Genomic DNA, 23,252 nt, shown 5'->3' on the forward strand with positions numbered 1-23,252 from the left:
CCAAGGAGTCGCATGTCCACCAAAATCTCCGCCTGGCCCGCAGCAACGCCCATGTGGGTTGATCTCGGAGTGGAAGATCCCGAAGCCGCGAAGGCTTTCTATTCCGGGCTTTTCGGCTGGGAGTATCTCTCCGGGGGCGAGGATTCAGGCGGCTATCTCCTGGCCCATATGGGGGGACGCGCCGTGGCCGGAATCGGATCCAAGCAGGACCCCGCTGCTCCCAACGTTTGGACCACCTATCTCGCCTCGGACGACGTCGATGTCACTGCGAAGAAAGTGGTTGCTTCCGGCGGCCAGGTGATCGCGCCACCCTTCGACGTCATGGATTCGGGCCGGATGGCGCTGGCCGCGGACTGTGCCGGTGCCGTGTTCGGCATCTGGCAAGCGGGAAACCACATCGGCGCTGAACGCGTCAACGAGCACGGCGCCCTCTGCTGGAACGAACTCCATACCCGGGATGACGTTGCGGCCCGGTCCTTCTACACGGATGTGTTCGATGTCAGCTTCCAGGACATCGACCCGGACGGGGCGGCATACGCCACCATCAGCAGGCCACTGGACGGCAGGGAAGTGGGCGGAGTCCTCCCGGATACCGAGGCAGCAACGGGCTATTGGATGACGTGGTTTGCCAGCGACAACGTCCACCGCACTGCCTTGAGGGCAGTGGAACTTGGCGCCACACTGGTCCAGCCTGTCGCCGAAAGCCCCTTGGGCCGCACGGCCATCGTGCAGGCTCCCCAGGGTGAAACCTTCGGGATCATCGACGCGCCCCGCACCAGCGACTAGGCGGCTGGGCTAGGCGACAGCTGGATCCAGCGCCTCGGCGATAATCTCGTGCGCGTGCGCTGCGGCCAGGGGTGCCGCCAAGCGGTGAACGGCTTGGAAGGTCCGGCGGACCGCAGGGCCATGCCATTCCGGCGGCAGGTAATCCGTTGGAAGGTTCGGGTCACGGTACGGAAACTTGCGCCACATGGTGAGCATGGGGATGTAGTAGCGGAAAGCGTCGCGCCGCAAGTCCTCCGTGGACTCAGCCAAGGCGACGTCGGGATCATCACCCACCCGTTCTATCCACTGCTGCTCCGCCCCTGAGTACAGCTCAAGGAACTCGGTGAACTGCTCATCGAGTTCCTTGAGGTCCCACCATTCGGAGATCTTCGGGCGCATGGGACCGTCGAAAACGTAGTCGCTCCTGAACAGGTCCACGTATTCGATCAGCCCGTCCGCAGTTAGGCGGTCCCGGGCCTGATCCAGCTTGTGGGCGGGCGCGATCCACACACCGTTGGCCACGGAGCCGAACCCCAGACCGGACAATGCGGACCGCAGCTGGTGCCTGCGGTTGCGCAGCGATTCCGGCACCGAGAACACTGCCAGCACCCAGGTGTCCACCGGTGCAGGCTGTTCGGGAGCGAAGATCCGCCGGTCACCTTCACGGAACACATCGCTGATGGATTCCGAAATCTTGTACTTGGCGATGCCGCCCTCACGCACGCTTTTCAACACGCCCTTGGCCTTGAGCCTGGAGACGGAAGACCGCACGCCCGGAGCGTCGTAGCCCAGGGAACCCAGCATGGAGATCAGTGCCGAAACCGGCAACGCATCGCCCGCGTTCCGCCCGTAGAGGCCGAAGATGGTGACGAGGAGTTGCTGGTGGCGCACCGGGGGTGCCGGGACGGCGAACATCGAAAACATCCTCATTTCCGCGCCACTGATCAGGCGCCAGTCCACTTCATCATAGGTGTGGGCGCTGGACGGCTCCCCTCAATGAAACAAAGTGAGCTGGCGAGCGCATACTAAGGATGCTTACTATGGAGGCACCCTTGAACTCCGCGTCAGGATCAAGAAGCCACACCCAGTACTTTCCGCATCAACGATAGGAAGCACATCATGGCAGGAAATCTTGTAGCCCGTTCCATTCACGACCTTACCGCTGCAGCTTGGTTTGGTGGCTCATTGATGGGGGCCATTGGGCTTAACGGTGCCGCGGCTGAAGCCAAGGACCCCACCGAGCGCACCCGCTTGTCCAGCAAGGGCTGGGGCAAGTGGGCTCCGATCCAGACAGCAGCCTTCGCAGGCCACCTTGCCTCCGACCTCGCCATCGCCTGGGAGAACAAGGGCCGCATCGCCAAGCAGGACAGCGTCGCCGCCAACACGGTCTACAAGACCGCGGTCACCGTGGCCGGCGCCGCAGTGACCCTGTACGCAGGCATTGTGGGCAAGAAGGTTGACCAGCTCTCAGGCGAGGGCGCGGAGGGAGCCACGGAACCTCGCCCGGGCGCTTCCGATGAGTTGAAGTCGGCCCAGAACCAGCTGAAGGCCCTTCAGTGGGCCATCCCCGCCTTCGCTGCCTGGGTCATCATCCTCGGCGCCAAGCACGGCGAGATGCAGCGCCCCAAGAACGTCCTGAAGGGCCTGCGCTAAACAAAAACCCTCCGCCGAGGTGGCACTTAATGACAATCGCCGAGTCCCGCATTGTCATTAAGTGCCAACTCGCGGGGGCGAGACAGCCCTGACCAGATGTTCGGGCCAGGGCTGTGCTGTGCTGGCCCCCTGGGGCACGTGGGCTGTGGTGACCGTCCCGTATGCGGCGACCTCACCGGCATCGGACGTTATTTCGAAAGCCAGGGTCAGCGAGGTCCGGCCCAGCGCGTGCACCTTCACGGTGGCAGTAATGCGCTGGCCGAACCAGAGCTTCGCTTTGTAGTTGATGACCTGCTGCACCCGCGGTGCGCTGGGAAAATAGTCCGGCAGTTCGAGGCGGCGGAACAGTTCAGCTTCCGCCGCCTCCACCCAGCGCATGATCGCGGAGTTGTGCTGGTGCCCGGATGCGTCCGTGTCCACCCACTCGACGGTTCGCTCGACGCACGCCTCCGGGTACACGGCTCCTACCGTGCGCCGATAGCGGCGTCGTCAGGATCAACGTCGACGGCGGCCACCGGCACCTCTGGTTGCGGTTTCGGAATGAGTGCGACGGCGGCAGCGGCCAGAACCGCGATACCGGCGAAGATCCCGAAGTTCGCCTCGAACGGGAGCTTCGAACCGGCGATCCAACCACCGATCAACGGGCCCGAGATGGCGCCAAGCCGGGCGAAACTGAGCGCCCAACCCGTCGCCGTGCCGCGCACCTTCGCCGGGTAGTAGTCGGCGATGTAGCCCGTGAGGACCAGTGAAGTGGAGATGGATCCGACGCCGGCGAAGGCCACGAACAGCAGGTTGACCACCATCGTGTTCGGGAAGACCAGGAGCATGATGCCCAAGCCGCCCAGGATGTAGAAGACCACCAGGATCAGCTTCTTGCCGTACTTGTCGGCAGCGCGGCCCAGGAGCAGGCCGCCGATGGCCGAGGCGAGGCTGAACACCAGGAGGAAGGTCAGCGAGGAGCCGAGGTCGTAGCCGGCCTTCTTCATGATGCTCGGCAACCAGGTGTTCAGCCCGTAGACCAGGAGCAGGCCGCAGAACAGCGAGATCCAGAAGAACACGGTGGAGCGGAGGTACTGCAGGGAGAACATGGTGGTGATGGTCTTCCACCACGGATCCACTGGGCCACCAGCCGCCGGCTTCGCGACAACTACCGGCCGGTAGTCCGTGATTCCCAGCTTTGCCGCGAGCGTCGTGGCTTCGGCACTCCGACCCTTGGACTCCAGGTATTCCAGCGATTCGGGCAGGAACTTCCAGATCACTGGCAGCAGGACCACGGGAGCGGCACCGATCGCAATCACCGCACGCCACCCACCCAGCGGCAGGACGAACAGGGCAGCAAGCGCCGCAGCAACGATGCCCAGGGAGTAGCCGGAATACATGAGCCCGTAGTTATATGAGCGCTTGTTGGGAGCGGAATATTCAATGGTCAGGGCCGCCGCCACCGGAATCACACCGCCCATGCCGAGCCCACCGATCAGGCGGAAGAAGCCGAAAAGCTCCGGGGTGGGAGCCCATGCCGCGCCGGCCTGGGTGATGGTGAAAATGACCATCGAAGTCAGAAGCATCTTCTTGCGGCCCACGAGGTCGCTCAGGGTGCCGATAAACAGGGCGCCTATAAGCATGCCGATCAGGGCATATGAGCCAAGGCCACCCAACGCGAGCGGCGAGAGGTTCCATTCCTTGTACTCGGCCAGTGCGGGAAGGACGGCTCCCAGCACGCCGACGTCGTAACCTTCGGCGAGGATCGCCAGCCAGCAACAGAGGAGCACCACACCTGTGGTGCGCTTGGGCACGTTCCAGGTGTTGACGGGTGCGGCGGCCACGGCTACTTCACCAGGACCGATGCTGAACGGGCTGATGCGGCCGGGGTCCAGCGCAGGTGGTTGGTGGCTTCTTCGGCATCGGGCTCCTTCAAGAGGGACAAGCGCGGGCGGATGGCGTCGGTGCGTGAGCTTGGTGGCTTGCGGCGTCCGGCACGGAATTGCGGAATCCACTGGGCGCCCGGGCCTTGGTATTCCTGCTCGGCTGCTGCGTGGAGGGTCCACTGGGGATCGTACAGGTGGGTGCGGCCCAAGGCGATCAGGTCGGCACGTCCAGCGAGGAGGATCGAGTTCACGTCGTCGTAGCTTGAGATGGCGCCGACGGCGATGACGGCCACGCCTGCCGGAGCGGCGACTTCCTGGCGGATGCGGTCGGCAAACGGAGTCTGGTAGCTGCGTCCGAAAGCGGGCTTTTCTTCCTTGGCGACCTGGCCGGTGGAGATGTCCAGGCCAGCTGCGCCGTGCTCCACGAACGCCTTCGCGATCTGGACCGAATCATCGGAGGTGTTGCCGCCGTCGATCCAGTCTGTCGCGGAGATGCGTACCGTCACCGGCTTGTTGGCAGGCCAGGCGGCGCGGACGGCGTCGAACACTTCCAGCGGGAACCGCAGCCGGTTCTCCAAGCTGCCACCGTATTCGTCTGTCCGCTTGTTGGACACCGGCGACAGGAAGGACGAGAGCAGGTAGCCGTGGGCAGCGTGGATCTCGAGGAGGTCGAAGCCTGCTTCGTCGGCGCGCTTGGTCGCTGCGACAAACTCGGCCTTGATGGCATCCATGCCCGCCCGGTCCAGTTCCACAGGGGTCTGGTTTTCGGCGCTGTACGGCAGGGCGGAGGGCCCGACGGCGGTCCAGTTGCCGGAGTCGAGGGGCTGGTCGATGCCTTCCCACATGAGCTTGGTGGAGCCCTTGCGGCCGGAGTGGCCCAGCTGGGCACCGATCTTCGCGGTGGAGCGGGAGTGGACGAAGTCGACGATCTCCTTCCAGCTGTCCCGCTGCTCGTCGGTGTAGAGGCCGCTGCAACCGGGGGTGATGCGGCCCGTTTCAGAGACGCAGACCATTTCCGTCATGACCAGCCCGGCACCGCCAAGTGCTTTGGAGCCGAGGTGGACCTTGTGGAAATCACCGGGGATGCCGTCCGTGGCGGAGTACATGTCCATCGGGGAGACGATGATGCGGTTCTTGAGCTCGAGTTCGCCGATGCTGAAGGGCTGGAACATGGCCGGCGCAACCTCGGTGAGGCCCTGGGATTCTGCAAAGTTCCTGTCCACGGCGTCGGCGAATTCGGGGTCACGCAGGCGCAGGTTCTCCTGGGTGATCCGGCGGCTGCGGGTGAGCAGGTTGAACGCGAACTGAGTGGGGTCCTGGTCCTTGTACTGGCCGATCCGCTCGAACCACTCCAGCGAGGCCTGGGCGGCGCGCTGGGTGGACGCGACCACAGGGCGCCGCTCGGTCTCGTAGGCTTCCAGAGCTTCCTGGAGATCGGCGTGCTCGTGCAAGCAGGCGGCCAGCGCCAGGGAATCCTCCATGGCCAGCTTGGTGCCGGAGCCGATCGAGAAGTGCGCGGTGTGGGCGGCGTCGCCCAGCAGGACCACGTTGCCCTTGCGCCAGCTCTGGTTGCGGACGGTGGTGAAGTTGATCCACTTGGAGTTGTTGGTGAGGACCTCGTAGCCGTCCAGTTCCTCGGCGAAAATCTCACGGATCTTGGCGATCGACTTCTCGTCGGAGACGCCCGGAGGGAAGACTTCATTCGCGGTCTCGTCGAAGCCTGCAGCATGCCAAACGTCCTGGTGCATTTCCACGATAAACGTGGATCCCTCGTCCGAGTACGGGTAGCCGTGGATCTGCATGACGCCCCACTCGGTTTCCTTCACGAAGAACTTGAAGGCTTCAAAGACCTGGTTGGTGCCGAGCCACATGAACTTGTTGGTCCGTGGGTCCAGGCTGGGCCTGAAGGCGTCGGCGTATTTTGAACGGATCTGGGAGTTGATGCCGTCCGCAGCAAGCACAAGGTCGTAATTGGCTTCCAGCTCCTCGATGGCGGGGGCCAGGGTGCTGAACCGGACGTCAACGTTCAGTTCGATGCAGCGGCGCTGCAGCAGTTCCAGCAGTTCCTTACGGCTCATGGCAGCGAAGCCCTGGCCGCCCACGGTGATGGTCTCCCCGCGGAAGTGGATGTCGATGTCGGACCAGCGGGCGAAGCGGCGGCTCATGTACTCGGCCACCACCGGGTCCGCGTTGCCGATGCCGCCGAGCGTCTCATCGGAAAACACGACGCCGAACCCGAAGGTATCGCTGGCAGCGTTGCGTTCCCAGAGGGTGATGTCGTGGGACGGATCGAGCTGCTTCATCAGTGCTGCGAAGTACAGGCCGCCCGGGCCGCCTCCGACGATTGCGATCTTCATGGGGTTGCTCCTTCTACGCCTGGCTCTGGCCTGCGGCGGTAAGTTCGTTGGTGCTGGAAATGTCCTGCGCGAGGACGCGGTCGCGCAGCTTGAAGTGCTGCAGTTTGCCGCTGGGATTGCGTGGAAGTTCGGTGACGAAGCGGACATCGCGGGGGTACTTGTACGGGGCGATGGTTTGCTTCACGAAGTCCTGGATCTCCTTGCGCTTGGCAGCGTCCCCGGTGACGCCCTCGCGCAGGACCACGAACGCACACACGATGCTGCCGCGTTCCTCGTCCGGGATGCCGATGACCGCGTTTTCCACCACGTCCGGGTGCTGGTCGATGGCCGCTTCAACCTCGGGCCCGCCGATGTTGTACCCGGAGGAGACGATCATGTTGTCCGAGCGTGCCTGGTAAGTAAAGTAGCCGTCCTCGTCCATGGAGAACGTGTCCCCCGTGACGTTCCAGCCGTTCACTACATAGTTCGCCTGGCGGGGATCGTCGAGGTACCGGCAGCCCGTGGGTCCGATGATCGCCAGACGTCCGGTTTGTCCTGCCCCAAGTTCGTTGCCTTGGGCGTCAAGAATCGTGGCTCGGTAGCCCGGCACGGCCTTGCCGGTGGTACCCGGACGGATGTCGTCCCCGGCCGCCGAGATGAACACATGCAGCATTTCCGTTGCACCGATGCCGTTGACCAATCGCTGGCCGGTAGCTTCGTGGACGGCTTCCCACGTTTCCTTGGACAGGTGCTCGCCCGCGGAGACGGCAACCCGGAGGCCGCTGAGCAGGTCTCCGCGCTTCTCCTTAAGGATGGCCCGGTAGGCGGTGGGTGCAGTGAAGAGCACCGTGGCTCCGGCCTCTGCTGCCCTCTCAGCCAGTTCCACAGGACCGGCCTTTTCCGTCAGCAGCGCCGATGCACCGAACCGCAAGGGGAAGACCACCAGTCCGCCGAGTCCGAAGGTGAAGGCCAGCGGAGGAGATCCCGCGAAGACGTCGTCAGCCGTGGGCTCCAGGATGTACCGGGCAAAGGTGTCCGCGTTGGCCAGGATGTCCCGGTGGAAATGCATGGTCACCTTGGGCACGCCCGTCGTTCCGGACGTCGGCCCCAGGAGGGCAACGTCGTCCGAGGACGTGTCCACCGGCGTGAACTCCCCGCGCTTGCGCGAGCAGCGGGCGGTGAGGTCGCCGTCGTCGTTCTTTCCGTACGTCAGGACCGTCACGTCATCACCGGCCGCGACCGCGAGCTCGTCCACAAAGCGGTGGTCCGAAATCGCGACAACCGGCTTGGTGAGCTGGATGATCGTGGCGACCTCCGTGGAACGAAGCATGGGCATGGTGGTGACCACCACCGCGCCGGCTTTCAGGACACCGAGCCAGGCAGCCACGATCCATGGGTTGTTCGGGCCGCGAAGCAGGACGCGGTTGCCCGGGACGACGCCAAGGTCCTCGGTGAGTACCTGGGCAACCTGGTTGGAGCGGGTCTGGAGCTCGCCGTACGTCCAGACAACGCCGTCTGGGGTGCGGAGGGCGGGGCGGTCGGTGCCGTGCCGTGCGACAGCGTCGTCGATCAGCACGGCGGCGGCATTGAGCCGGTCCGGGTAGTTCAGTTCGGGGAGGGTGAATTCGAACGCCGGCCAGGTATCACTGGACGGCAGGTGGTCTCGGGTGAACGTGTCCACGTGGGCCGATGGCAACATGCTCATGGCCGTTCCTTTCAGTGGTGCGTCGTTGGGGCTGGGGATGGGGGTGTCAGGCGCGGATCATGCCTTCTTGGGCGACGGTCGCGAGGAGTCGTCCCTGACGGTCGAAGAAACGGCCCATGGCGAGGCCGCGGTTGCTCTGGCCGGAGATGGCTTCCTGGGCGTAGAGCACCCAGTCGTCCACCCGGCCTTCCCGGTGGAACCACATGGAGTGGTCAAGGCTGGCGGTAGCGAGTCCGGGGCTGGACCAGTTGAGGCCGTTAACCCGGAGGAGCGGTTCAAGGATGGTGTAGTCGCACACGTACGCCAGTGCGGTGCGCTGGAGGTTGGCGTCATCAGGCAGGGTGTCGAAGGCTTTGACCCAGATTGCCTGCTGGGGGGCCGTTCCACCCTCCAGCTCGACATATACCGGGCCAGGAATATGCCGCATGTCGAAACTACGGCCGGATGACCAGTAGTCTGCGGCTGGGCCCTCACTCTCGGACAGGGCTTCGGCGGCGGAGCGCAGCGATTCAGGCTCGACGGCGGTCGGCGCCTCGGGCTGGAAGTCCGGCCCGTCTTCGGGAACCTGGAAGGAACCCATCGCGGCATATACAGGCTTGCCGTTCTGGAAACCCCGGACAGTGCGCGTGGAGTAACCGCGGCCATCGCGCAGGCGCTCGACTTCGTAGCGGACCGTTGAACCGATATCCACAGGGCGCATGAAATAGCTGTGCATCGAGTGGAGTTGCCGGTCAGCATCCACTGAGCGCATCATCGCTGCTGCGGCCTGGGCCACCATGTCTCCACCATAGGCTTTTGGCCAGGGAACGTACTGGGTGGTGGCTTCATAGGCTTCGTCGAAGACCTGGGCTTCCGTCTCCGTCAGTTCAACGGCCCGGAGGAAGGTCTCCGACGTCAGGGTTCCCGTGATCATGGCTATGCCCGGCGGTAGTCGGCGAGGGTCTCGTCAGGGACGTCCTCGAGGTTGACCACGAGGTTCTCCGGGGTGCGGGCGGTCAGCCACACGAGTTCCTCGGTGATGGACATGTTCGCTTCAACGTGCGGCATGAACGGCGGAACGAATACCCAGTCACCGGCTTTCATGTCGATGAACTCGCTGTAGTTCTCGCCGAAGTAGATGCGTCCATGGCCGCGGAGGACGTAGCCGCCCGTTTCTGCTTCGCCGTGGTGGTGCGGGAGGGAACGGTAGCCGGGGGTGTTGGACACCTGGCCGAACCAGATCTTGGTTGCCGGGGTGTGCTGGATGCTGACACCGGAGACGCGGATGCAGTCGCCGGACTGGGCCGTATTCGTGTCCTCGGCGCCGGCACGGGTGACGACGGGTACTACCTTGCCGTCGGGCTGGGCGTAGATGGAGTTGTCGCCTTCGAGGCGGTATTCGCTAGTAGCCTGGCTCATGGGGTTTCTCCTCTTGTTTAGGCAGTTGCTTTAGGCAGCGTTTTTACGCGTGGACGGGTGCGTGGATCGCGAACCGGTTTTCCAGCCGGCCGATCCCCTCGATTTCGGTAACAAGCGTGTCGCCGTCCTGCAGAAAGCGAGGCGGGTTCATGCCCATGCCCACTCCCCCGGGGGTTCCCGTGAGGACGAGGTCGCCAGGACGCAGGATGGTGAACTGCGAAATGTAGGACAGCAGTTGGGCCGGGCCAAAGACGAGCGTGCGGGTGTTTCCGTTCTGCACGAGCTCGCCGTTGACGTAGCCCTTGACCTGGAAGTGCTCCCCGGCCTCGTCCGCGGTGACCATAACCGGGCCCACCGGAGTGGTGCGGTCCCAGGCTTTGCCCTGGAACCACTGCAGCGTCCGGTTTTGCCAGTCGCGCATGGAGACGTCGTTGGCCACGGTGTACCCGGCGATTGCCTCGCGCGCCTGGTCGTCGTCCGCTTGGTACAGCTCGGAACCCACGACGACGGCCAGCTCGGCTTCCCAGTCGACGCGCCCACTCCCCTGGACTTCCACAGGATCGTTCGCGCCGACCAAGGTGTCCGCGTACTTGGCGAACAGTGTTGGGTGTTCGGGGAGATCCCGGCCCATCTCCTGGATGTGGTCTCCGTAGTTCAGGCCACAGCAGATTACCTTGCCCGCACTGGGGAGCAGGGGTGCGAAGTCCGGGTTGCTGATGGTTTCCCCGTCGGCCGCCAGGGCGATGAGTCGCCAATTCTTCCGGTTCAGGAAAGCGCCCACATCAGTGGCCGGAAGCGCGACGTAAGTACCGTCGCCCGCGGCGAGTGCCGCCGTCGTACGTCCGCCCGAGATGCGCAAGGTGGCTAGTTTCATCGCTGGGTTCCCTTCGAGATATTCGATGTGTCGACTTTTTTACGATCGTCACATATGCTCAACGTAGCAGGGCGGGAATGATCTGCATAGGGGCTTTTCAAAAGTTTTCGCAACTGTCACAACCGAGGAGGACCACCATGAGCCACAAGACCATCAACCCGGAATCGCTGCCCAAGCCGTCCGGATTTGCCCACGGCATGCTCGCCGGAAACACCGTGTTCCTGGGTGGACAGACAGCGCTGGACAAGGACATGAACATCGTTCCCGGCGGCATCGTGGAGCAGTTCACGCAGGCGTTTTCAAACGTCCTCACCACGCTGCGCGAAGCCGGCGGACAACCCGAGGACCTGGTCAACGTGACCATCTACCTCACCGACGTGGACGACTACATGGCCAATGGCCGCGAGATCGGGCGTATCTGGCGTGAGATGGCCGGCTCCCAGTACCCGGCCATGGCGGGCATCGGAGTCACGCGCCTCTGGCAGAAGGAAGCCATGATCGAAATCCAGGGCATCGCGGTGATTCCGGAGCGCTAACCCCCTCCCGTCCCCGAGTTTTTGTACAGCTAATGCCCTTAAGAAGTCCTTTTAAGCGCATTAGCTGTACAAAAACTCCCAAGTTAGGGAAGCGTTGGGTTATGGGAACCGTCACTGAGTACTTGGAGAATGTCAGCGCCACGAGCCGACCCGTCCTGGAGCGGATCGTGGAGATTGCCCGGGAACTGGCGCCTGACGCCGAAGAAGGCACCAGCTACGGGATGCCTGCGTTGCTGGTCGAGGGCAAGGGCCTGGTGAGCGTGCTCGAAACCAAGAAGCACCTTGCCCTGTACCCGTTCAGCGGCCAGATCCTGCCCGAAATGTCCGAAGAGCTGGGCGGATACTCCTGGTCGCCGGGGACCCTGCGGTTCTCCGTGGACAACCCCGTGCCCGATTCCATGGTGCGCCGGATCCTGGAGACCCGGCTGACGCAGATCCGGAAGTAGTTTTTGTACAGCTAACGCTCTTATGAGGCGGTCTTAAGGTCATTAGCTGTACAAAAACTCAGTGTTTGGCGGAGACGTCTTGGGAGATCGCGTCCGCGGTTGCCACCACTTCGGCGCGAACCGAGTCCAGGTAACCCTCCGGCTGCGCAGCCACTGCCTGGGCCTGCAGTGACACGTTGATCGCCGCGACGGTGTCGCCGTTGTTGCGGTTGTGCACGGGCGCCGCAATGGACATCAGCCCGAGCTCCAGCTCCTGGTCCAGCAGGCACCAGCCTTGCGTCCGGACACGTTCGACGGCGGCCCTCAGGTCGGGCGCGCTGGTGACAGTCCGGGGGGTAAGCGGCTTGAGTTCGACCCGTTCGAGGTAAGCATCGAGCTTGGCCGGCGGCAGGCCTGCCAGCAGGACCCGGCCCATCGAGGTGGAGTAGGCGGGGAAACGGGTGCCCACGGTGATGCCGACATTCATGATGCGTTTGGTGGCTACCCGGGCAACGTAGAAGATGTCCTGCCCGTCCAACACCGCAGCCGACGTCGACTCCCCCAGCTTCAGGGACAGCTCCTCAAGGTGCGGCTGAGCCAACTGCGGCAAAGACAGCGCCGAAAGGTACGAGTAGCCCAGCTGCAGCACCTTGGCCGTGAGCGCAAAGGTCTTGCCGTCGGTGCGGACGTAGCCGAGCTCCACCAGCGTGTGCAGGAATCGCCTGGCCGTGGCCCGCGTCAGATCCGTGCGGGCCGCGACTTCGCTGAGGGTCATCACCGGGTTGTTCGCGTCGAACGCCCGGATCACAGCAAGACCCCGCGCCAACGACTGAACGTACTGGTCGCTGGCCTGCGGGGTCGTTGCGGATTCGCTCATGGTTACCAATCCTAGTTTGGCGAGCTAGGCCCCGGTCTTCAGGGGCAGCGGCACCAGGTCCTGGATTTCCTCGAAGGTGCAGCCGAACGTCTCGCGGACGGTGACGCCTTCGGGGCCGGTGAGGAATACGGCTTTGTCGGTGTACACGCGGGTGACGCAGCCGACGCCGGTGAGTGGGTAGGTGCACTGTTCCACCAGCTTTGAGGCGCCGTCACGGGTCAGCAGGGTCATCATGACGAAGACGTCCTTCGCGCCGGTGGCCAGGTCCATGGCACCTCCGACGGCGGGGATCGCGTCGGGCGCGCCGGTGTGCCAGTTCGCGAGGTCGCCGGTGGCGGATACCTGGAAGGCGCCGAGCACACAGATGTCCAGGTGCCCGCCGCGCATGATCGCGAACGAGTCGGCGTGGTGGAAGTAGGAGGCACCGGGCAGTTCGGTGACGGGGATCTTTCCGGCGTTGATCAGGTCGCCGTCAACGGCATCCCCTTCCGCCACCGGGCCCATGCCGAGCATCCCGTTCTCCGTGTGGAGGGTGATGTTCTGGTCTTCGGTGAGGTAGTTGGACACCAGGGTCGGCTGCCCGATACCCAGGTTCACGAACGAGCCAGGGGCGATATCGCGGGCCACCAGCTGTGCGAGTGCGTCGCGGCCCAGCGGCGTCTCCGAGGTCTGGATGCTTGTTTGCGTGCCCATGCTCAGGCCACCTTTCCGTTCGAAGAATTAGCAGTTGCTTCAGAAACAGTGCCAACCCGGACCACCGAATTCACGTAAATCCCCGGAGTCACCACGTTCTCCGGATCCAACGAACCCGTGGGCACGATCTCGGAAACCTGCACAATGGTGTGTTTTGCCGCGGCAGCCATGATCGGGCCGAAGTTCCGGGCGGTCTTGCGGTACACGAGGTTGCCCTTGCCGTCGGCCTTCAGCGCCTTGATGAGCGCGACGTCGGCGTGGATCGGCGTCTCGAACACCTGCCATTTCCCGTCGAGGAACCGGGTTTCCTTGCCCTCGGCCAGCGTGGTGCCGTACCCGGTGGGCGTGAAGAACCCGCCAATACCGGCCCCGGCAGCACGGATCCGTTCGGCCAGGTTGCCCTGCGGAACAAGCTCCAGCTCGATCTCCCCCGCGTGGTACCTAGCATCAAAATGCCAGGAATCGGACTGCCGCGGGAAGGAACAGATCATCTTCCGCACGCGGCCCTCCTTGATCAGCAACGCCAAGCCCTGGTCGCCCTGGCCGGCGTTGTTGTTCACCACGGTCAGGTCCTTCGCGCCGCAATCCATGAGCGCATCGATCAGCTCGAACGGCTGCCCGGCATTGCCGAACCCGCCGATCATCACCGTGGAACCGTCCTTGATCCCGGCCACGGCCTCGCCAACAGTGTCAATGAAATTCAACATCGCCCTTACGCTCCTTCAATGCCAGAGGTTACGTTTTCAAGCACCACGGCCAGTCCCTGGCCCACTCCGATGCAGATCGCGGCGACACCCCAGCGCTGCCCGGAGGCCTGCAAGGAACGGGCCAGCGTGCCCAGGATGCGGGTACCGGAGGCACCGAGCGGGTGGCCCATCGCGATCGCACCGCCGTGGCGGTTCACGATCGACGGGTCGATCCCCCACGCATCAATGCATGCCAGCGACTGCGCGGCGAACGCTTCATTAAGTTCGACGGCGCCAACCTGGTCCCAGCCGATGCCCGCCTTCGCGAGGGCCTTGTTCGCGGCCTCCACCGGGGCGAACCCGAAGTACTGGGGATCATTGCCGTGCGCGCCGCGGCCGGCGATACGGGCCAGCGGCTCCAGGCCAAGGATCGAGGAAGCAGCTTCGGAACCGATCCACGCCGCAGAAGCACCGTCGGACAAAGGCGAGGCGTTCCCGGCGGTGACCGTACCGCCGTCGGGCCCTGAACCTTCGGGACGGAAGACCGTCTTCAACCCGGCAAGCTTCCCAGCCGAAGAGCCGGCACGGATTCCCTCGTCGCGGACCAGCTCCGTCCCCGGAACCGCCGTAACCAAAGAATCGTAGAAGCCTTCGTTCCACGCGGCGTCGGCCAGGTTGTGCGAATCCGCCGCAAAAGCATCCTGACGCTCACGTGTGATCCCGTACTTCTCCCGTAGCCGCTCCGTGGCCTCGCCCAAAGAGATGGTCCAGTCCTTGTTCATCGCCGGGTTCACCAAACGCCATCCCAGCGTGGTCGAAGCCAGGGTCATGTCGCCGGCGGGGTAGGGCTTGGAGGTCTTCGGCAGCACCCACGGCGCACGAGACATGGATTCGGCGCCGCCCACCAGCATCAGCTCGGCGTCGCCGGCGTTGATCTGCCGCGATGCGATGATGGCCGCGTCCAAGGACGAACCGCAGAGGCGGTTCACCGTGGTTCCCGGAATCGACACGGGCAGGCCAGCCAGCAGCGTGGCCATGCGGGCGACGTTGCGGTTTTCTTCGCCGGCGCCGTTGGCGTTGCCGAACACCACCTCGTCGATCCGCTCAACATCCAGCCCGGGCGCCCGGCGAACGGACTCCCGCACTACGTGAGCCGCGAGATCATCGGGGCGGACAGCAGCAAGCCCTGAGCCGAACTTGCCAAACGGCGTGCGCACGGCATCGTACACAAATGCCTGGTTCATAAGATTTCCTTCGTTTCTTGATACCCAACTAGGGGACAGCAAACGTCGCTATGAGCCCTCATTGGGACAGGTGCTGTCCCCTAGTTGGGTGAGCGGGGGTTAGTTGGGTGAGTTGGCGTCGATTTCCGCGAAGACCTTTTGGGCCGTCTTGAACGCCGAGTTGGCCGACGGGACGCTGCAATAGATGGCGGTCTGGAGCAGGATTTCCTTGATCTCGTCCCTGCTCAGGCCGTTGTTGAGGGCAGCCCGGACATGCATGGCCAGCTCCTCCCAGTGACCGTGCGCCACCAGCGCAGTCAGCGTCACTGCAGAACGCATCTGCCGGCTCAGCCCCGGCCGCGTCCAAATTCCACCCCAGGCGATCCTGGTGATCATGTCCTGGTAGTCCTCGGTGAAGGAATCCTTTCCGGCGTTGGCGCGGTCCACATGCGCGTCGCCGAGCACTTCGCGGCGGACCACCATGCCGGCGTCGTAGATTTCCTGCGCGGTAGCCTCGGGCTGGACAGCCCCGTTCCGCTCGGATGAGTTCCGCTCTGAAGACACGCTCACAGTCCGTTCTCCTTCATGAAGTTCCGCATCAAACCAGCCACGACGGCGGGTGCCTCGGCAGGCGCGAGGTGGCCCACGCCGTCGAGCGCTTCCGCCACCGCGAACGTGCCGCCCGCCCGGACACCCGAGACAATCTTCTCGGCGACCGACGGCGGCGCAACAGTATCCTCGACGCCGGCAATCGCCTGTGTGGGGACGGTGATACTGCCGAGCTGCTCGCGGACGTCGAGCGCGGCGAGGGCCTCGCAGCAGAACGAGTAGCTGAAGCGGTCGGCGTCACGGAGCGCGTGCAGGAGGCGGCTGCTGATTTCGGGCTGACGGTCCATGAACCCCTTCGCGAACCACCGTTCGGCCGAACCCTGGATCATCACCGGCGTGCCCAGCTTCCGCACCGTCTCCGCCCGCTCGAGCCACCCTTCCGGGGTGCCAAGCTTGGCGCCGCTGCACTGCACGGACAGGCTGCGGAGTCGGTCGCCGTGCTTGATGCCGAGCTGCAGGCCTGTGGCCCCGCCCAGCGATACGCCCGCGTAATGGAATCTTGCGCCGGGGACCACGGAGTCGACAAGATCGACGACGGCGTCCGCCAGTTCCGCGACATCGAAACCTTCCGTGGCGGCCGGCGAGATGCCGTGGCCGGGCAGGTCCCAGCCGATGACGTCGTACTCGTCGCCGAGGAGGGCGGCGGTTTCGGTCCAGAGCACCGTGGAGGTACCCAGCGACGGGCCCACCACCAGAAGCGGCTTGGCTCCGAGTTCGCGCTGCGGGGACAGCAGCACAGCCTTGACGGTTGGCTTAGCCACGAGGGGCTCCCTTCGTTGAAGCGGTGAATTCGGGGTACGCGGCGAGGATACGGCGACGGATTTCGGCGGCCTCACCAAGGTAGCTGGCGGGGTCCAGCAGGGCGTCCAGCGCCGCGTCGGTCAGCTTGTCCGAGGGGACAGCTTCCCGGAGGAGCTTTCGGTACGTGTCCGCCTGCTGGGTTGCGGGAGCTTGGAACGTTTCGTCGACGACGGCCTGCAGCTTCTGCTTTCCGTCCTCACCGAGGAGAGGTGTGACGGCGGCCGACACACCTTCGCTGAGGAGCAGCGGCCCCGAGATCTCCAGGTTCCGGCGCATGGCTTCGGGGAACACCCGGAGGCCTTCGCTGAGTTCCCGGAGTTGGAGCGCGGCACCCAGAGCCAACGCCAGCAGCCGACGCAATGCGGGCCACTCCGTGTGCCAGGCACCATCGGGCCGCTCGTCGTTGAAGGTGCCGGCGGCCGAGTGGAGCTGGGAAGCAAGAGCCGGTGCCTGGAGTGCCGCACTGCGGATGAGCACGGACAGAACGGGGTTCTGCTTCTGCGGCATGGCCGAGGAAACCCCGCGTCCGACAGCCAAGGGTTCCCCGAGTTCGCCAACTTCCGGGCGGCTCAGGAACACCAGGTCCGCGGCGATCTTGCCGAAGGCATCCAGCAGGGATGCCAGGGAATCGCCCAGGGACGTGACGGCCAGTCGGTTGGTGTGCCAGGGTGCCGGAGCGGGGGTCAGGCCAAGCTTCAGGGCCAGTGCATCCGCCAGCGTGAACGGCGTGGAGTCAGAGCCTGCAGTCAGTTTGGACCCGGAGGCCAACGTTCCGCTGGCACCGCCGAACTGGACCGGCAACTCAACTGACTCCAGACGCGCGGCAGAAGCAGCCACTCCTTGGAACCATTGCGCGGCCTTGAGCCCGAAGGTGTACGGAAGGGCATGCTGCGTCAGGCTCCTGCCCACGCACAGCGTGTCCGCATGCTGTTCGGCCAAGCCGGTGAGCGCCGTCGTCGTGCCCTTTACCTCAGTGAGCAACGCCGAAAGGGTGCGGCTGGCCAGGAGCATGAGCGCGGAGTCAAGCACGTCTTGGCTGGTCAGGGAGGTGTGGACGGCTTTCGCGGCGCCCCCGCCCGTGATGTCCAGGACTTTGACGCGGGCGCGGAGTTCAACGAGCAGCGGGATCACCGGGTTGGCGCCGCCTTGGGCGCGTTCGGCGATGACGGCGAGGTCGTAGTGACCGGGGTCGGCGGCTTCGGCCACCACAGCGGCAGCCCCTTGGGGGGCCAGCCCGGCTTCCTCGAGGACGGCTGCCCAGGCGGCTTCGACGTCGAGGATCGCCGCGATCACGGCACGGTCGCCCGTCAGTGCGGTCACCGCAGGTGAGGCAGTAACGGGGCTGAGGAGGCCGAAGTCGCCGTCGGTCATGATGCTGCCGACTCCTCGGAAGCAAGGTCGAGCGAACCGTCCTGCTGGAAGTCCAGGAACACGGTCTCGTCCTGACCCTGGAGGCGGATGTCCCAGGTGAGTCCGCCGTCGGGATCGCGGCGTGCGATCAGGGTCTTGCGGCGCTCGGGGTCGAGGGAGCTGAGCAAAGGATCGTTGGCCAGCGCTTCCTCGTTTTCGGGCAGGTACACGCGGGTGAAGAGGCGGTTCATGAGGCCACGGGCGAAGACTGCCACGGAGATGAACGGCGCCGCTCCAGCCTTGAGCGGTCCCGGGTTCACCGTGGTGAAGGTGTAGACGCCCGAGTTGCCAACGGCGCCACGGCCCCAACCGGTGAAGGTGTATCCATCGCGGACCAGGGAGCCGGTGCGCTGGACGATGTTGCCCTCGGAGTCCGGCTGCCAGATTTCCAGGATCGCGTCCGGGATGGTGTGGCCCGCGCCGTCGTACACCGTGCCCTGGAGGCGGATGCTGCCGGGGCTGCCCGGCGCCAGGAGCTCGTTGTCCTTGTTAAAGGGGAGGGCGTAGCCGTAGAAGGGTCCGACGGTCTGGCCCGGTGTGGGTGTCAGCTTGCTCATGTGCTTACTCCTCGTCCCCGGCGTCGCCGAATGCTTCGTTCTCGGTCCAGGTCCGCTTGGAACCGGTCAGGATGATGTCCCACTTGTAGCCGAGGGCCCATTCGGGGCTGGTCAGCTCGTGGTCGTACTGCGCCACCAGGCGGTCGCGGGCGTCCTGGTCCACGATCGACTGGTAGATGGGGTCCAGCGGGAAGAGCTGGTCGCCCGGGAAGTACATCTGGGTGACGATGCGCTGGGTGAACTCCGAGCCGAACATGGAGAAGTGGATGTGGGCCGGGCGCCAGGCGTTGAGGTGGTTCTTCCACGGATACGCGCCGGGCTTGATGGTGGTGAAGGAGTAGGAGCCGTCGGCGCCCGTGATGCAGCGTCCGACGCCGGTGAAGTTCGGGTCGAGCGGTGCGGGGTGCTGGTCGCGCTTGTGGATGTACCGGCCGGAAGCGTTTGCCTGCCAGATTTCCACGAGCTGCCCCGCAACCGGACGACCGTCGCCGTCGAGGACGCGCCCGGAGACGATGATGCGCTCACCCTGGGGCTCGCCGTTGTGCTGTATGGTGAGGTCCGATTCCAGCGCGTGCACGTCCTGGTGCCCGAATGCCGGCGAGTAGAGCTCGATGGTTTCCGGGTCCGCGTGGTGCAGGCTCTTGGTGGGGTGGCGCAGGATGGAGCTGCGGTAGGGCGCGTAGTCCAGGCGCGGCATGGTTTCCGGTGCCTTGCCGTTCTTCAGTGCCTCGGCATAACGGTCGCCGATCTCCTTGATCTCTGCGCTGAGGTCCGCCTGCGTTTCCACTTTCTTGGACTCATGCGCGGCGTGCGGCTCAGCTGGCGGCACGAGTTCCTCGGATTCGAGAGCTTGTGCGGTGTTGTCTTGCGGCACAACCGGCTCCTTTCTATGGATTCTTCTTCTGGATCGGGCGGCTATGCCCGGTGGAGTGAGTCGTATTGGACGGCGTGGCGGACGGGTGCGTTCGGGGCTCCGTAGCCGTCGTAATTGCCGCGGCGCTCCACCATTTCGAAGAACACACTGCCCACTGTGGCGGTGTAGAAGTGGAGGAATTCGCCGTTGGCGTCCCGGTCATACAGGAGGTTGAGCTCCTGGAGGGTGGCCAGGAAACCTGGTTCAAGATCGAACCGCGCGTCCAGGTCCTCGTAATAGTTGGCCGGAATCTGCAGGAACTCGAGGCCACGCTCCCGCGCTGACCGGGCTGTTGCCACGAGGTCATCCACGGCGAACGCGATGTGTTCCTGGTACGTTTTGCGTGCCTTTTCGGCCTGCTGCGCCGGGGCCAGGTTCAGCACCAGCCGGACAGCCCCGTTACTGGTCTCCATCACCTGTGAGCGCACCAGGCCGCTGGGGCTGGGCACCTCGGCGAAAGGCTGGGGTTCCAGGGCCAGCGCGCTGGTGTAGAAGAGGACGGCCTCGTCGAAATGCTGCCATGGCTGGGCGAGGTTCACATGGTCGATCACGGCTGATGTGCCGCTCGAAACGTGCTCCAGCCCTTCGCCGAATTCGTGGGTCCACGCAGCCGTGCCGTCCGGATTGCCCTGGCAGAGGAAAATCTCGGTGGAGTCCGGCGCGGAAATGCCCTGGAACACTTCCTCGTCCGCCTGCACCTTGCGTGCGACCACGGGGGCCTTGAGCTGCTGGGCCCGGGCCGAGGCAATCACCGGGGAGTCGACGTCGAACCCCAAAGCGGCAATAGCCGGTTCCATGTGCAAGGCCGCTTGCTCGTTGATGATCACGCGTGCCTGGCCCATGGTCCACAGTTGGACGTCCTTGGTGCGGTGCCGGCCTTCGAATTCGAAGCCGAGCTGGCCCAGGAGTTTCTCCAGCTGGGCGGTGTCATCAGCCTTGACCTCGGCGAAGTTGAACCCGGCGGGCTCGTTCACCTTGGGCAGCGTGGCCAGTTCCATGGGATAACGACGGCGGGAGTTCTGTTGGGTCTCTGCTCCGCCTGCCGCCGGGCTGCTGGCCAGCCACTTGGCGCTCTGTTCCTCCAGCCAGATGAGGGAGCGCATGGCATCCACGGCCGTCCGCTCCACGTCCGACTGGCGGAACACATCATTGAAGACCTCCAGGGAGACGGGTCCGGTGTAGCCTGCGCGGACCACGTGTCCCATGAACTTGGCGAGCTCGAACTGGCCCTCCCCGGGGAAAACCCGGTAGTGGCGGCTCCAGGACAGCACATCCATGGAGAGCTTGGGCGCATCCGCTACCTGCACGAAGAAGATCTTCTCCGCGTTGATGTCCTCGATCGGAGCGGTGTCCCAGTCGCGGGAAAGGATGTGGAAGGAGTCAAGGCACGTGCCCAGATTGGGGTGGTCCACCATCTCCACCAGGCGGTGGGCGTGCTCGTAGTCGTTGACGTACTTGCCCCAGGCCAAGGCCTCGTAGGCAACCTTCACCCCGTGGTCGCCTGCCAGTCCGGCAAGTTCGGCCAGTTGGGAAGCGCGGAGCTGGTCATCGTCAATGGTCGCTGTGGCCACGTTGGAGCAGACCAGGATGGTGTCCATGCCAAGGCGGGCCATCAGCTTGAACTTGGCCTCCGCCCGCTTGAGGTTTGCCTTCAGCAGGTCCGGAGTGACGCCGTCGAAATCCCGGAACGGCTGGTAGAGGTCCAATCCCAAGCCGAGATCTGCGGCCATTTTGCGGATATCTTCGGGGCTGAGCGACGAGGTGACGAGGTCCTGCTCGAAGATCTCGATGCCGTCGAAGCCCGCGATGGCGCAGGCCTGCATCTTCTCCTTCAGGGTGCCCGAGAGGCAGACGGTGGCGATTCCGGTACGCATCAGTGGGCCGCCTTTGCGAGGGTGCCAGCGGCGAGCGAGGCTGCAGCGTCTTCCAGGGCGATCAATTCCAGGAAGTGCGTGCGCATGCGGTCCCTGTCGGCGTCCCTTCCGGTGAAGAGCTTGAAGGCGTCGGCCGCCTGCCCAACCGCCATGCGGCCGCCGTCGAGCACTGCGCAACCCTTGGCGCGCGCTTCGCGGACCAGTTGCGTCTCGATCGGGCGGTAGACAATGTCCGCTACCCAATGGCGGGTTTCCAGGAGTCCAATATCGAGCGGGAGACCAGGGTGAGCGGCCATGCCGACCGGCGTGCAGTGCACCAGCCCGTCGGCAAGGGGCATCAGCTCCGGCAACTCGCCCAGGCCCCGCGGCGTGACGGTAGCGTGAGGGAAGAGACTTGAGAGTTCCGCGGCCCGCTCGGCCGCCCGGGCGGCGTCCATGTCAACGAGGTCGAGATGTTTGGTGCCCGCCTTGAGCAGAGCGTAGGCGACGGCGGAACCGGCACCTCCCGCACCCAGCTGGACGACGCGATCGAGTTTGGCTCCGGGCAGGCCGTCGGCGAGCGCCGAACCGAAGCCGGAAAAGTCTGTGTTGTGGCCGATGAAGCGGCCGTCCTGGATCAGGACCGTATTCACTGCACCCAGGCGCGCGGCGTCGTCGGAAATCTCGTCAAGGTGACCCAGCACCAGCTGCTTGCAGGGGTGCGTGATGTTGAGGCCGTTGAAGCCCATCCGCTGGGCTGCTGTGAGCAGATCGCCGACGGCGGCGGCCGGCAATGCCAGTTCCAGCAGGTCGATGGGGCGGTACAGCAAGCGAAGGCCCTGCACATCGGCCTCGCGTTCATGCATGGGCGGAGTGAGCGAGGGCATGACGCCTTCACCAATCAGGCCCACCAGAACGGATTCGGCTCGGTTGCTCATCCTCAAGCTCCTTTTACTTCAGTCCCGCAGGGTGGCGTTTCAGGGACGCTTCGCCTGCGGTGTTATCCAGATTACTACAGTTGTTCATATTCCGCACGCTTGTTCTTATCGCGAACATTTTCGCGCACGCCCCCCGCCCCCCTACCCAACTAGGGGACAGCAAACGCTCCAGTGGGCGCTCATTGCGACACCTGCTGTCCCCTAGTTGGGTCAGCGCTGGGGCAGGCGGGCCGCGAGTTCAGCCGCGGCTTCCTGGAGCGTGGGCACGTGGGCGACGAGTTCCTCCATGGTCAGGCGGAACACCGGCACCGCTGTCGCGAGCGAGGCGAAGGCGTGCCCCTGGGAGTTGAGGACCGGCACGGCGACGGCGCGCATCCCGATCTCGTTCTCCTCGTCCATCACGGCGTAACCCTGCCGACGGACCTGCTCGATTTCCTCGCGGAACTTGTCACGGTCCGTGATCGAGTGCTCGGTGAGCGCCTCAAGGGGAAGCTCTTCAAGGAGCCGCCTGCGCTCCAGCTCGGTTTCGAAGGCCACGATTGCCTTACCCACCGATGTTGTGTGCAAGGCGCCAAGGTGCCCGGGGTCACTGGTCACACGGAAGGTCTTGGGGCCATCCACCTTGTTGACCGTCAGGTGATGGTCGCCGTCGCGGACCGAGAGAATGGTTGCCTCATGAGTGCGCTCGGTGACCCGCTGCAACACCGGAAGCGCCGTGGCAGCGAAACCGTGGTGGTTGGACACGCGCTGCCCCAATTGGAAGACCCGCAGGCCAAGGTGGTAGCGGCGGCCATCCGGCTCATAGTCGACGAAGCCGTCGCGCGTCAGTGAGCCCAACAGGCGGTAGGTGGTACTGAAGGGCAGGTTTGCGCTGCGGGCGAGGTCGGCCGCGCTTGCCCCCTTTGGCTCGTTGCCGAGCAGCACCAACAGACTCAAGGCTTTGCCGACCATGTCGGTCTTTGTGTCCTCTTTCACACTCATGCTTCGATGCTCTCACATGGTGAGAGCTATTTCTAGATGGTGGCGATAAGTATTGACAAGTGACCCCTCTCACAGACACTATTGCTGTATTGCACAAGTAACTCTCACCATGTGGTTACTTTCCGGAGAAGGCCAGCCGCACCTCGCTCGCCAC

At 64.5% G+C, this 23,252-nt stretch carries 24 protein-coding genes; 4 read left to right on the forward strand and 20 right to left on the reverse strand.

All coding sequences use genetic code 11. From position 1 onward, the window contains the following. The first annotated feature begins 12 nt into the window (after positions 1 to 12). Entirely contained in the window at positions 13 to 786 is a 774-nt protein-coding gene (locus tag N5P29_RS20065; RefSeq protein WP_262276527.1) for a VOC family protein, read from the forward strand. Positions 787 to 795: 9 nt separating this feature from the next. Here the strand turns inward: N5P29_RS20065 and N5P29_RS20070 are convergent, their stop codons facing one another. Then, positions 796 to 1,695, reverse strand: coding sequence for a PaaX family transcriptional regulator (locus N5P29_RS20070; protein ID WP_262276528.1), 900 nt, complete (start codon positions 1,693 to 1,695; stop codon positions 796 to 798). Positions 1,696 to 1,884: 189 nt separating this feature from the next. On the opposite strand from N5P29_RS20070, the gene N5P29_RS20075 reads away from it, so the two are divergent. Continuing rightward, positions 1,885 to 2,418 carry an ABC transporter permease family protein gene (locus N5P29_RS20075; protein WP_262276529.1) on the forward strand — a complete coding sequence of 178 codons (534 nt, stop codon included), beginning with the start codon at positions 1,885 to 1,887 and terminating at the stop codon, positions 2,416 to 2,418. Positions 2,419 to 2,475: 57 nt separating this feature from the next. Here N5P29_RS20075 and N5P29_RS20080 read toward each other — a convergent pair whose 3' ends face one another. The 7 genes from N5P29_RS20080 to N5P29_RS20110 are packed head-to-tail and all read right to left on the reverse strand — an operon-like array spanning position 2,476 to position 10,596. Then, positions 2,476 to 2,838, reverse strand: coding sequence for an acyl-CoA thioesterase (locus tag N5P29_RS20080; RefSeq protein WP_262276530.1), 363 nt, complete (start codon positions 2,836 to 2,838; stop codon positions 2,476 to 2,478). A 44-nt stretch (positions 2,839 to 2,882) separates the two neighbouring features. After that, positions 2,883 to 4,241, reverse strand: coding sequence for an MFS transporter (locus tag N5P29_RS20085; protein WP_262276531.1), 1,359 nt, complete (start codon positions 4,239 to 4,241; stop codon positions 2,883 to 2,885). Between the two features lie 2 nt (positions 4,242 to 4,243). Further along, the gene (locus N5P29_RS20090) at positions 4,244 to 6,640 is read right to left on the reverse strand and encodes a bifunctional salicylyl-CoA 5-hydroxylase/oxidoreductase (protein ID WP_262276532.1); all 2,397 of its coding nucleotides are present in this window, start codon (positions 6,638 to 6,640) and stop codon (positions 4,244 to 4,246) included. A gap of 13 nt (positions 6,641 to 6,653) precedes the next feature. Beyond that, a complete protein-coding gene (locus N5P29_RS20095; protein WP_262276533.1) occupies positions 6,654 to 8,324 on the reverse strand; it encodes an AMP-binding protein in 1,671 nt (556 codons plus the stop codon). A gap of 46 nt (positions 8,325 to 8,370) precedes the next feature. Continuing rightward, complete coding sequence (locus tag N5P29_RS20100) at positions 8,371 to 9,237, reverse strand: acyl-CoA thioesterase (protein WP_262276534.1); 867 nt, start codon at positions 9,235 to 9,237, stop codon at positions 8,371 to 8,373. Positions 9,238 to 9,239: 2 nt separating this feature from the next. Continuing rightward, positions 9,240 to 9,722 carry a cupin domain-containing protein gene (locus N5P29_RS20105; RefSeq protein WP_262276535.1) on the reverse strand — a complete coding sequence of 161 codons (483 nt, stop codon included), beginning with the start codon at positions 9,720 to 9,722 and terminating at the stop codon, positions 9,240 to 9,242. A gap of 43 nt (positions 9,723 to 9,765) precedes the next feature. Further along, positions 9,766 to 10,596, reverse strand: a complete 831-nt coding sequence (locus N5P29_RS20110) for a fumarylacetoacetate hydrolase family protein (RefSeq protein WP_262276536.1) — start codon at positions 10,594 to 10,596, stop codon at positions 9,766 to 9,768. Between the two features lie 137 nt (positions 10,597 to 10,733). Here N5P29_RS20110 and N5P29_RS20115 point away from each other — a divergent pair, with 137 nt between their 5' ends. Both N5P29_RS20115 and N5P29_RS20120 read left to right on the forward strand, forming a co-directional pair. Then, positions 10,734 to 11,132, forward strand: a complete 399-nt coding sequence (locus N5P29_RS20115) for a RidA family protein (RefSeq protein WP_144660636.1) — start codon at positions 10,734 to 10,736, stop codon at positions 11,130 to 11,132. A gap of 101 nt (positions 11,133 to 11,233) precedes the next feature. Then, positions 11,234 to 11,578 (forward strand): iron chaperone, encoded by a 345-nt coding sequence (locus N5P29_RS20120; protein ID WP_262276537.1) that lies wholly within the window; start codon positions 11,234 to 11,236, stop codon positions 11,576 to 11,578. A gap of 58 nt (positions 11,579 to 11,636) precedes the next feature. Here the strand turns inward: N5P29_RS20120 and N5P29_RS20125 are convergent, their stop codons facing one another. The 12 genes from N5P29_RS20125 to N5P29_RS20180 all read right to left on the reverse strand — a co-directional run bounded on the left by N5P29_RS20125 (position 11,637) and on the right by N5P29_RS20180 (position 23,098). Beyond that, positions 11,637 to 12,434: an IclR family transcriptional regulator domain-containing protein gene (locus N5P29_RS20125; RefSeq protein WP_262276538.1), complete on the reverse strand. Its 798-nt coding sequence runs from the start codon at positions 12,432 to 12,434 to the stop codon at positions 11,637 to 11,639. Between the two features lie 24 nt (positions 12,435 to 12,458). Beyond that, a complete protein-coding gene (locus tag N5P29_RS20130; protein WP_262276539.1) occupies positions 12,459 to 13,127 on the reverse strand; it encodes a 3-oxoacid CoA-transferase subunit B in 669 nt (222 codons plus the stop codon). A gap of 2 nt (positions 13,128 to 13,129) precedes the next feature. Beyond that, positions 13,130 to 13,834, reverse strand: a complete 705-nt coding sequence (locus N5P29_RS20135) for a 3-oxoacid CoA-transferase subunit A (protein WP_262276540.1) — start codon at positions 13,832 to 13,834, stop codon at positions 13,130 to 13,132. A gap of 5 nt (positions 13,835 to 13,839) precedes the next feature. Continuing rightward, on the reverse strand, positions 13,840 to 15,057 hold the full coding sequence (locus N5P29_RS20140; protein ID WP_262276541.1) for a thiolase family protein: 1,218 nt from the start codon (positions 15,055 to 15,057) through the stop codon (positions 13,840 to 13,842). A 99-nt stretch (positions 15,058 to 15,156) separates the two neighbouring features. Next, a complete protein-coding gene (gene pcaC / locus N5P29_RS20145) occupies positions 15,157 to 15,606 on the reverse strand; it encodes a 4-carboxymuconolactone decarboxylase (RefSeq protein WP_262276542.1) in 450 nt (149 codons plus the stop codon). Then, a complete protein-coding gene (locus tag N5P29_RS20150; protein ID WP_262276543.1) occupies positions 15,603 to 16,406 on the reverse strand; it encodes an alpha/beta fold hydrolase in 804 nt (267 codons plus the stop codon). The genes pcaC and N5P29_RS20150 overlap by 4 nt, the downstream gene beginning before the upstream one ends. Then, positions 16,399 to 17,817: a lyase family protein gene (locus N5P29_RS20155; RefSeq protein WP_262276544.1), complete on the reverse strand. Its 1,419-nt coding sequence runs from the start codon at positions 17,815 to 17,817 to the stop codon at positions 16,399 to 16,401. The genes N5P29_RS20150 and N5P29_RS20155 overlap by 8 nt, the downstream gene beginning before the upstream one ends. Beyond that, positions 17,814 to 18,413 (reverse strand): protocatechuate 3,4-dioxygenase subunit alpha, encoded by a 600-nt coding sequence (gene pcaG / locus N5P29_RS20160; protein ID WP_262276545.1) that lies wholly within the window; start codon positions 18,411 to 18,413, stop codon positions 17,814 to 17,816. Before pcaG ends, N5P29_RS20155 begins: the two co-directional genes overlap by 4 nt. A gap of 4 nt (positions 18,414 to 18,417) precedes the next feature. Continuing rightward, a complete protein-coding gene (gene pcaH, locus N5P29_RS20165) occupies positions 18,418 to 19,287 on the reverse strand; it encodes a protocatechuate 3,4-dioxygenase subunit beta (protein WP_262276546.1) in 870 nt (289 codons plus the stop codon). A 41-nt stretch (positions 19,288 to 19,328) separates the two neighbouring features. Beyond that, complete coding sequence (locus N5P29_RS20170) at positions 19,329 to 21,200, reverse strand: bifunctional sugar phosphate isomerase/epimerase/4-hydroxyphenylpyruvate dioxygenase family protein (RefSeq protein WP_262276547.1); 1,872 nt, start codon at positions 21,198 to 21,200, stop codon at positions 19,329 to 19,331. Further along, positions 21,200 to 22,117 (reverse strand): shikimate dehydrogenase, encoded by a 918-nt coding sequence (locus N5P29_RS20175; protein WP_262276548.1) that lies wholly within the window; start codon positions 22,115 to 22,117, stop codon positions 21,200 to 21,202. Before N5P29_RS20175 ends, N5P29_RS20170 begins: the two co-directional genes overlap by 1 nt. Positions 22,118 to 22,327: 210 nt before the next feature. Continuing rightward, positions 22,328 to 23,098 carry an IclR family transcriptional regulator gene (locus tag N5P29_RS20180; RefSeq protein ID WP_262276549.1) on the reverse strand — a complete coding sequence of 257 codons (771 nt, stop codon included), beginning with the start codon at positions 23,096 to 23,098 and terminating at the stop codon, positions 22,328 to 22,330. Positions 23,099 to 23,252 lie beyond the last annotated feature (154 nt).

Source organism: Paenarthrobacter sp. JL.01a (assembly GCF_025452095.1).
Classification (GTDB): Bacteria; Actinomycetota; Actinomycetes; order Actinomycetales; family Micrococcaceae; genus Arthrobacter.

Coding starts and splice junctions, on each gene's coding strand:
- pcaG (WP_262276545.1), bottom strand. CDS start 18,413: ATGAGCAAGCTGACACCCACACCGGGCCAGACCGTCGGACCCTTCTAC.
- N5P29_RS20105 (WP_262276535.1), bottom strand. CDS start 9,722: ATGAGCCAGGCTACTAGCGAATACCGCCTCGAAGGCGACAACTCCATC.
- N5P29_RS20075 (WP_262276529.1), top strand. CDS start 1,885: ATGGCAGGAAATCTTGTAGCCCGTTCCATTCACGACCTTACCGCTGCA.
- N5P29_RS20130 (WP_262276539.1), bottom strand. CDS start 13,127: ATGGGCACGCAAACAAGCATCCAGACCTCGGAGACGCCGCTGGGCCGC.
- N5P29_RS20070 (WP_262276528.1), bottom strand. CDS start 1,695: ATGAGGATGTTTTCGATGTTCGCCGTCCCGGCACCCCCGGTGCGCCAC.
- N5P29_RS20090 (WP_262276532.1), bottom strand. CDS start 6,640: ATGAAGATCGCAATCGTCGGAGGCGGCCCGGGCGGCCTGTACTTCGCA.
- N5P29_RS20110 (WP_262276536.1), bottom strand. CDS start 10,596: ATGAAACTAGCCACCTTGCGCATCTCGGGCGGACGTACGACGGCGGCA.
- N5P29_RS20125 (WP_262276538.1), bottom strand. CDS start 12,434: ATGAGCGAATCCGCAACGACCCCGCAGGCCAGCGACCAGTACGTTCAG.
- N5P29_RS20170 (WP_262276547.1), bottom strand. CDS start 21,200: ATGCGTACCGGAATCGCCACCGTCTGCCTCTCGGGCACCCTGAAGGAG.
- N5P29_RS20095 (WP_262276533.1), bottom strand. CDS start 8,324: ATGAGCATGTTGCCATCGGCCCACGTGGACACGTTCACCCGAGACCAC.
- N5P29_RS20115 (WP_144660636.1), top strand. CDS start 10,734: ATGAGCCACAAGACCATCAACCCGGAATCGCTGCCCAAGCCGTCCGGA.
- N5P29_RS20065 (WP_262276527.1), top strand. CDS start 13: ATGTCCACCAAAATCTCCGCCTGGCCCGCAGCAACGCCCATGTGGGTT.
- N5P29_RS20140 (WP_262276541.1), bottom strand. CDS start 15,057: ATGAACCAGGCATTTGTGTACGATGCCGTGCGCACGCCGTTTGGCAAG.
- N5P29_RS20135 (WP_262276540.1), bottom strand. CDS start 13,834: ATGTTGAATTTCATTGACACTGTTGGCGAGGCCGTGGCCGGGATCAAG.
- N5P29_RS20175 (WP_262276548.1), bottom strand. CDS start 22,117: ATGAGCAACCGAGCCGAATCCGTTCTGGTGGGCCTGATTGGTGAAGGC.
- N5P29_RS20155 (WP_262276544.1), bottom strand. CDS start 17,817: ATGACCGACGGCGACTTCGGCCTCCTCAGCCCCGTTACTGCCTCACCT.
- N5P29_RS20120 (WP_262276537.1), top strand. CDS start 11,234: ATGGGAACCGTCACTGAGTACTTGGAGAATGTCAGCGCCACGAGCCGA.
- N5P29_RS20100 (WP_262276534.1), bottom strand. CDS start 9,237: ATGATCACGGGAACCCTGACGTCGGAGACCTTCCTCCGGGCCGTTGAA.
- N5P29_RS20180 (WP_262276549.1), bottom strand. CDS start 23,098: ATGAGTGTGAAAGAGGACACAAAGACCGACATGGTCGGCAAAGCCTTG.